The 7,220-nt window shown below is 62.8% G+C and carries 7 protein-coding genes; 1 reads left to right on the forward strand and 6 read right to left on the reverse strand.

Annotation, left to right across the window (positions count from 1 at the left end; genetic code table 11):
- The 6 genes from ugpC to FY112_RS02610 form a co-directional block, all read right to left on the reverse strand.
- A partial coding sequence (ugpC, locus tag FY112_RS02585; RefSeq protein WP_151517585.1) for a sn-glycerol-3-phosphate ABC transporter ATP-binding protein UgpC occupies positions 1-844 on the reverse strand: 844 nt, incomplete at its 3' end.
- A gap of 13 nt (positions 845-857) precedes the next feature.
- The gene (locus tag FY112_RS02590; RefSeq protein WP_017956819.1) at positions 858-2,558 is read right to left on the reverse strand and encodes a beta-fructofuranosidase; all 1,701 of its coding nucleotides are present in this window, start codon (positions 2,556-2,558) and stop codon (positions 858-860) included.
- 2 nt (positions 2,559-2,560) lie between these two features.
- The gene (locus tag FY112_RS02595) at positions 2,561-3,454 is read right to left on the reverse strand and encodes a carbohydrate ABC transporter permease (protein ID WP_131620234.1); all 894 of its coding nucleotides are present in this window, start codon (positions 3,452-3,454) and stop codon (positions 2,561-2,563) included.
- Positions 3,447-4,379, reverse strand: a complete 933-nt coding sequence (locus tag FY112_RS02600; RefSeq protein ID WP_017956821.1) for a sugar ABC transporter permease — start codon at positions 4,377-4,379, stop codon at positions 3,447-3,449. Before FY112_RS02600 ends, FY112_RS02595 begins: the two co-directional genes overlap by 8 nt.
- A 75-nt stretch (positions 4,380-4,454) precedes the next feature.
- Complete coding sequence (locus tag FY112_RS02605; protein WP_017956822.1) at positions 4,455-5,747, reverse strand: sugar ABC transporter substrate-binding protein; 1,293 nt, start codon at positions 5,745-5,747, stop codon at positions 4,455-4,457.
- Positions 5,748-5,792: 45 nt separating this feature from the next.
- Positions 5,793-6,803: a LacI family DNA-binding transcriptional regulator gene (locus FY112_RS02610; protein ID WP_151517586.1), complete on the reverse strand. Its 1,011-nt coding sequence runs from the start codon at positions 6,801-6,803 to the stop codon at positions 5,793-5,795.
- Between the two features lie 135 nt (positions 6,804-6,938).
- Between FY112_RS02610 and FY112_RS37150 the strand changes: the two genes are divergently transcribed.
- Positions 6,939-7,220, forward strand: a 282-nt coding sequence (locus FY112_RS37150) for a hypothetical protein (RefSeq protein ID WP_210384800.1), incomplete at its 3' end; no start/stop codon positions are given.

Genomic DNA, 7,220 nt, shown 5'->3' on the forward strand with positions numbered 1-7,220 from the left:
TGTCGAGGTCTTCCGGGCGGATGCCGTAGGTGCGTGCCGCGCTGTGGCTCAATTGCGGCGGAAGCGGCAGGGAAACACCGCCTTCGATACGGAAGCCGCCGTCGCTGATGCCGCCCTCGAAGAGGTTCATCGACGACGAGCCGATGAAGGCGGCGACGAAGGTGTTATTTGGGCGGTCGTAGAGATCGAGCGGCTTGCCGATCTGCTCGATGTGGCCGGCGCGCATGACGACGATCTTGTCGGCCATGGTCATCGCCTCGATCTGGTCGTGAGTGACGTAAACAATGGTCGTGCCAAGGCGCTGATGCAGCTCCTTGATCTCGCTGCGCATGGTCACCCGCAGCTTGGCGTCGAGGTTGGACAGCGGTTCGTCAAAGAGGAACACTTTCGGATGGCGTACGATGGCGCGGCCCATGGCGACGCGCTGGCGCTGCCCGCCGGAAAGCTGTTTCGGCAGGCGCTCCAGCAGGGGTTCAAGTGCGAGAATGCCTGCGGCTTCGCTCACCAGCTTGTTGATTGTCGCCTTATCGCGCCCCTGCAGCTTCAGGGCAAAGCCCATATTTTCGCGCACCGTCATGTGCGGATAGAGCGCGTAGGACTGGAACACCATGGCGATATCGCGCTCCTTCGGCGCGACGTCGTTGACGACGCGCCCGTCGATGCGGATTTCACCGCCGCTGATATCCTCTAGCCCCGCCAGCATGCGCAGAAGCGTGGACTTGCCGCAGCCGGACGGCCCGACGAGCGTGACGAACTCACCGTCCTCGATATCCGCGGAAACCCCGTGGATAACGGAGGCCGCGCCGTATTGCTTCAGAACCCGGTCGATTGCTACCGATGCCATTGTCTGTCCTCCCTCACAGTTTCAATTGCCAGACGCCCGCCTCGGCGACGGCGCCGGTGAGCGTTGCCGAACGTGCGGCGGCAAAGCTCGGAATGCGTTTGGACCCCGTCCAGCGGCCGTTGTCAGCGAATACCTCGATGGAGCCGGCATCGAGGAAGATGCGCAGGCTCGACGGTTTCGCGCCGGTGGCGACGTAACGTGGCGGCGTCATACCGGTGCGAGCGTCGAAGACAATCGCCAGACCATCGGCATCGAGTTTCACGCCTAGATCGACGTCCGGATGATCGAAGCTGAGATCGAAGGCGGCGCCCGGCTCGGTAAGATCAAGTACGATCTCGACGGCGCCGGTGCCGAGCGGCACGGTCTTGCCGGCGGCAAGCGCGGTGTCGTCCAGCAACTGATGGCGCAGGCTTTCGACGGCTGCGACCGGCGGGGTCAGCACCGTGTCGCCGTCGAGAAGCACGCGGCGCGGCAGGGTCATGGTCGTCGGGAAATCGTCCTTCTTGGAAAAATCCGTCCAGTTGGCGAGCCAGGCGATGCCGACCGGCTCGTCGCCATCAACGAAGGCCTGAAAGGCATAGGCATCCGAACCGAAATCCAACTCCTGCTCGAACTCCGCAGTGAAGGTGCGGCCATCGAAACCGCCGACGGTGACGGAGGTGAGGTTGCGGCGGCCGGTGGCCGGGTCGCGGCTGGTGAGCAGACCAAAGATCAGCGCCCAGCGCGTTTCTGCGTTTTTGCCGGAAAACGGCACCATGCAGGGGCATTCCGCCGCCGTCATGCCGAAACCGTCCTCGCGATGGAGGATGCCGAGGAAGGTCCAGCCATCGGCGCCTTGCGGGTCTGCGGTTTCATAGAGCAGTACGACGCCGCCCTGCCTGTCGCGGCTGCCGAGCAGCATCTTCCAGCGGCCGTCCGGGCCTTTGAAGACATAGGGGTCGCGGAAATCGGTGGTGAGGTTCAAGCCTTCCGGGCGCAGCGGCATCACGATCTCCGACGGCCCGGCGACGATGCCGTCGCGGCTGACGGCTGAAAGCTGGATTTGCTCTTCCGGTTGCCGGTCACGCACATGCTCGGTGTAAAAGACGCGGATTTCCTCGCCTTCTGGGCCGATGCCGGGGATCGCCGAGCCGGAGAAGGCGCCGCCGCCGCCATCGTCCTTTTCCGATAGATGCGCCGCCGGGAAGAGGAATATGGGCAGATGTGTCCAGCGGACGAAATCCTTTGAGACGGCATGGCCCCAGTGCATGGTGTTCCAGCGCGGCTCGTGGGGATAATGCTGGTAGAAGAGGTGAGCATTTCCGCCGAACCGTCCAAAACCGTTCGGATCGTTCATCCAGCCGAAGGGCGGGCGGAAATGATAGCTGTCGGGCACGTCGGGGGCGGCGGTGCGGGCATCGCTGTGCAAGACGCAGATGCCCTCCTTCATCACGGTTTCCGGCCGGAAGGCATAAGCGACGGAAAGCGCTGTGGTTGTCGCATCATAGGACAGCGTGGCACGGCCGCCCTTCGCGAGCGTCACAGCGAAGAACTCAAATTCCCCCGTGCGGCGGGTCGAGGGCTCGCCGATGTCGTTGCCATTAACGGCGACGAAGAGCTTCGCCTCGCCGCCGGCATGGCGCGCCTTCAACCAGAGATGCAGGACCGTGCCTTCGGGCAGCTCCGCTTCGATGGTTTCAGGTGCTGAGGTTTCGGATTTTGCCTGTAGAGACATGATCAACCTTTCACGGCGGAGCCGACGAATGAACTGACGAACCAGCGCTGGAAAGCCAGATAGAGAATGAGGACGGGGATCATCATCAGCACCGAGGCGGCCATGGCCCGGTCCCAGTAGATGCTGTCCTGTCCGAAGAAGGTGGCGATGGCGACGGCAATCGGCCGAGCATAGTCGGTCTGGGTGACCAGCGTCGGCCAGAGATACTGGTTCCAGCTTTCGATGCCCATGAGGATCGAGACCGTGGCGAGCGCCGGCAGGCTGAGCGGCATGTAGATCGACCGGTAGATGCGGAAGGCCGATGCGCCATCCATTTCCGCCGCTTCATAGAGTTCTTTCGGCAGCTGCGCGAAGAACTGGTAGAAGAGGAAGACATAGAGCGGGCTTGCCACCCAGGGCAGGATCTGCACCGCGAAGGTATCCGTCAGACCCGCCCGCGACATCATGACGACGAGCGGCATGATGATGCTTTCCTGCGGGATGACATAGAGCGCGACGACCAGCGCCAAGAGCGCCGCCTTGCCGCGCAGCGAGCCCCAGGCCAGAACGAAGCCCGCCATGGAATTGACGATAAGACCCGAGACGACTGTGGCGACGAGGATCACCAGCGAATTGAAAAGATATCGGCCATAGGCCAGCTCGCCGGAGAAATGGGCGATCTCCTTGTAGTTCGACAGGGTCGGGTCGCCGACCCAGAAGGCGCGGAAGCTGCCCATGTCGGCGAGGATGCGGAAGCGGTCGTCCTTCAGGCTGGCGATCAGCAGCATGAACAGCGGCGAGATCATCACCAGCGCGATGACCAGGATGCAGAGGCTCTGCACGATGCGCAGGCTTCTCTTGCCGTTGCCCCTTGCGATTGCCAGGGAGGCGGGCTGGGTCAAAGCGAGATCAGACATCGAAGCGCCTCAGGAGTTTGCGTTGCAGGAGCGCGATCAGAAGAACGATGACGAAGAGGATGACGGAAACGGCCGATGCGTAGCCGAGTTTCTGCTCCTCGAAGCCGGCGCGCACCATGTAGTGGACAACGGTTTCGGTGCTTTCGTTCGGGCCGCCCTGGGTGAGGATCGCCACCTGCGTATAGAGCTTGAAGGCCTGGATGGTCGTGATAACCAGCACGAAGACATGGGTCGGGCGAAGGCCGGGCATGGTGACGTGCCAGAAGCGGCGCAACGCGCTTGCCCCGTCGATGCGGGCGGCATCGTATAGTTCTTCGGGAATGCCCTGCAGGCCGGCGAGATAGATGATCATCTGAAAGCCATAGGCCTGCCAGGCTGAAAGCAACACGATGGAGAACATCGCCCAGTTGGGGTCGCCGAGCCAGTCGATCGGCTGGATCGTGCCGCCGGAAAGGAAACCGACGATCTGGTTGAGCGGGCCGCTTGGATACTGGAACAGCGTGCCCCAGATGACGCAGACCACCACCATAGAGGTGATCGCCGGCAGGAAGAACAGGCCGCGCAGCAGGTTTTGCATCGGCAGCTTCTGATGCAAGAGCAGCGCGGTCAGGAAGGCGAGGCCGCACTGCAGCGGCAGCACCCAGACGGTGAAGCGCGTGACGTTCCACAGCGAGGTCCAGAACAGCGGGTCGGCGAAGACGCGCTCGAAATTCAGGAGGCCTACGAAGCGCACCGGCGTCGGGCGCGGCACGAGCGGCTGGTTGGTCATCGCCGTCCAGAAAGACAAGAGGAACGGCGTGATCAGGAATATCGCCAAAAGCAGAAAGGCAGGCGCGATCATCGCCATTTCCTGCCAGAGCCGCTGCCTATCGCGGCGTTTCGCCGGACGCCGCAAAGCGGGCGTGGAGGTCTGTTGCAAAGTCATTGTTTCCTCCTCATCGGTCATCCTTCCCGAGATGGTCCAGGGGCCGGCAGGACGAACCGGCCCCGTCAAAACCCCTTACTGCTGCTCGTCGAAGGGCGGGTAGCCGGCATTGTCCTCGATATCCTCGTCGATCTTCTTGGCAGCGGCCGTCAGCGCTTCCTGCGCGTCGCCACCGTTGAAGATCTTGTCGACGGCCTGCATGAAGGCCGAGGTGATCGTCGGATATGCCGGGTGCGGCGGACGGGCGATCGCGGTCTTGGAAGCCTGCTCAAAGGCGACGGCGAGCGGACCGCCTTCCGCATAGAGCGGGGAACCGGCGGCGAAGCTCTTCAGGCCCGGATAGGCGGACTGGGTCTTGGCGTACTCCCGGTACTCCTCGTCCTTCAGCAGGAAGCTCAGGAACTTGCCGGCGATCTCAGGGTTTTCCGAGGTCGCGGAAATGCCCCAGATCCAGGTCCCGTTCGGGCTCACGCCCTTGTCGCCGATCTTCGGCAGCGGCATGACGATGATATTGTCCTTCATCGCTGCCGATGCCTCCGCGTAGAACCAGTGGCCGCCCATGGCGAGCGCGGCCGGCTGCCCCTCGGCGTAGAACTGGTTGGTGCCCGACGAAGTCGGCACGACCCAGCCCTTCTTCACCCAGTCCTGCATCATCGTCAGCGCCTTGACGCAGGCCTCGCCATCGAGCGTGCCGCTGGCCTTCCAAGTCTTGCGGTCGATCAGGTCGCAGCCGGCGCTTTCGAGCAGGGGGCCGTAGGCATAGGTGATCCACTCGGTCTTGATGCCGTAACCTCGGAAGGTGTCGATCGGCCACTTCACGCCTTCGAGTTTGGAAAGCTTTTCGAGATAGCCTTCGAATTCCTCGCGGGTCCAGGCATCATCGACCGATTTCGGAATGCGGGCGCCGATCGCTTCAAGATATTTCTTATTGCCGTAGAGCACGACCGAGGAGTCGGTGAGGCCGATCGCATAAAGGTCCTTGTCGATCGGATAGGTGCCCTGGGCGATATTCGAATCCGTCATGTCATCGAGCAGGTCCTTGTCAATGAGCGGCTTGACGGGCTGCAGATAGCCGGACCAGACATAATTGGCGAGGAACGGAGCATCGAGTTCCATGATATCGGGCAGCTGCTTGGCCATGACGGCGGCGCTGAACTTTTCGTTATAGGCATCGTGCGGCGCGTAGATCATCTCGATGTCGACATCGGGATTGGCGGCCTCGAAGCGGGCGGCAACGTCGCCATAGGCCTTCACCCAGCCGGGATCGCCCTGGTGCATGACGTGGATGACGGTCTTCGCCTCGGCGAGACCGGCGGTCGCGACCAGCGCGGCGGACGCTAGGAGTGCGGAAAGTAATCGATTACCCATTAAAGTTCTCATTTGTATTCTCCTCCTGTTGGGCACTATTCAAGTTCAGACGGATGACCGTTCGACCAGATGGAACGGCAGTTTCCGCAGATGCGGCGGTTCGGGCTGCTCGGCCAGGAGGATCTCCATGGCAAGGCGGCCCATGGCGCGGTGCGGCAGGGCCATCGTCGTCAATGGCGGGTCCAGCCGCGAGGCAATCTCGACCTGGTTGTCGAAGCTTGCCACCGCGATATCATCCGGAATGCGAAGGCCGGCGCGGGCAAGCGCCGCATAGACTTCCATCGCCACGCGGTCATTGCCGCAAAGGATGGCGTCCGGCCGTTGACCGGATTTCAGAAGCGCCTCCACATGAGAGGCAATAAGGCTTGGCGCGCGGTCGCTGTAGACGCTGCGACGCACCGCCGGAAACACGCCGACGTGGTCGATGCCCGCCTCCTCAAGCGCCGCGCGAAACCCCATCTCGCGTAGCGTGCCGGCGAGAATGCCCGGCAGGTTGATGAAGGCGATGCGCCGCCGGCCGGCGCCGAGGAGATAATGCACGATCTCCCGCGCGCCGCCCTCTTCGTCCGGCACCAACGCTGTGACGCGGCCGGCAGCCTCGCGGCAGTTGATCATGACGCCGACGGCGCCCGCCAACCTGTCCGGCAGGGCGACATCCTTGTGGTACATGGCGGCGTAAGCAACGGCGCGCGGCCGGAACTGCTGCACCTCGTCGAGCACCGAGCCGATAGATTGGCCGCTGCGGTGGTTGACCGCAAAGACCGCCATCCCGGCGCTGCGGGCCGCCCCGTCGAGGCCACGTACGATCTCGGTGGCGAAAGGCGAAGTGATCAGACCGTCGGAGACGACGCCGACCAGCGGCAGCCAGCCCTGTCGCACGCCACGCGCCGCAAGGTTGGTCACGTAGCCGAGCTCTTCCGCAATGGCCTTGACCTTCTGGCGCGTATCGTCCGACATGCGGGCGGAGCCGCCGTGCAATGCACCGGAAACCGTCTTTACCGAGACTCCCGCACGTTCCGCAATGTCAGAAAGAGATACTGCCACGATCCGCACCATCCTCCTTGGGTGATCGATTACCCAATAGTCGCGGCGAACGCTTTTTGTCAAGCGGCTTTTACGCTTGCGGACGAAGACGGCAACCTGTGGACGGGAAAGCAAGCCGCAAGGCCGTCGTAAAGTCCCTGGATGCCGATGACCTGGAAAGACTTGTTCGAGCAAGTACATGAAGGCGGCGAGGTTTCCCGAAACTGCCTTTCCAATCGTCGTTCCTCACGCCAGCAATACTGTGTCGCGAGCGGATCGCCGCCCGACGCCGTATGGGCCGAGGAAGCCAGATTGAATTCCGGGAAGAGGGCCTCTTTTCCGTCTGGAGTTTCGAGGGCGCATTTTCTGCGCCCTCGTCCTGTTACTCAGCCGATGGCCATGAGGCTTGCATTGCCGCCGGCAGCCGCGGTGTTGATCGACGTCGACACC

It is taken from the genome of Rhizobium sp. PEPV16 (assembly GCF_008919455.1).
Lineage (GTDB): Bacteria > Pseudomonadota > Alphaproteobacteria > Rhizobiales > Rhizobiaceae > Rhizobium > Rhizobium leguminosarum_Q.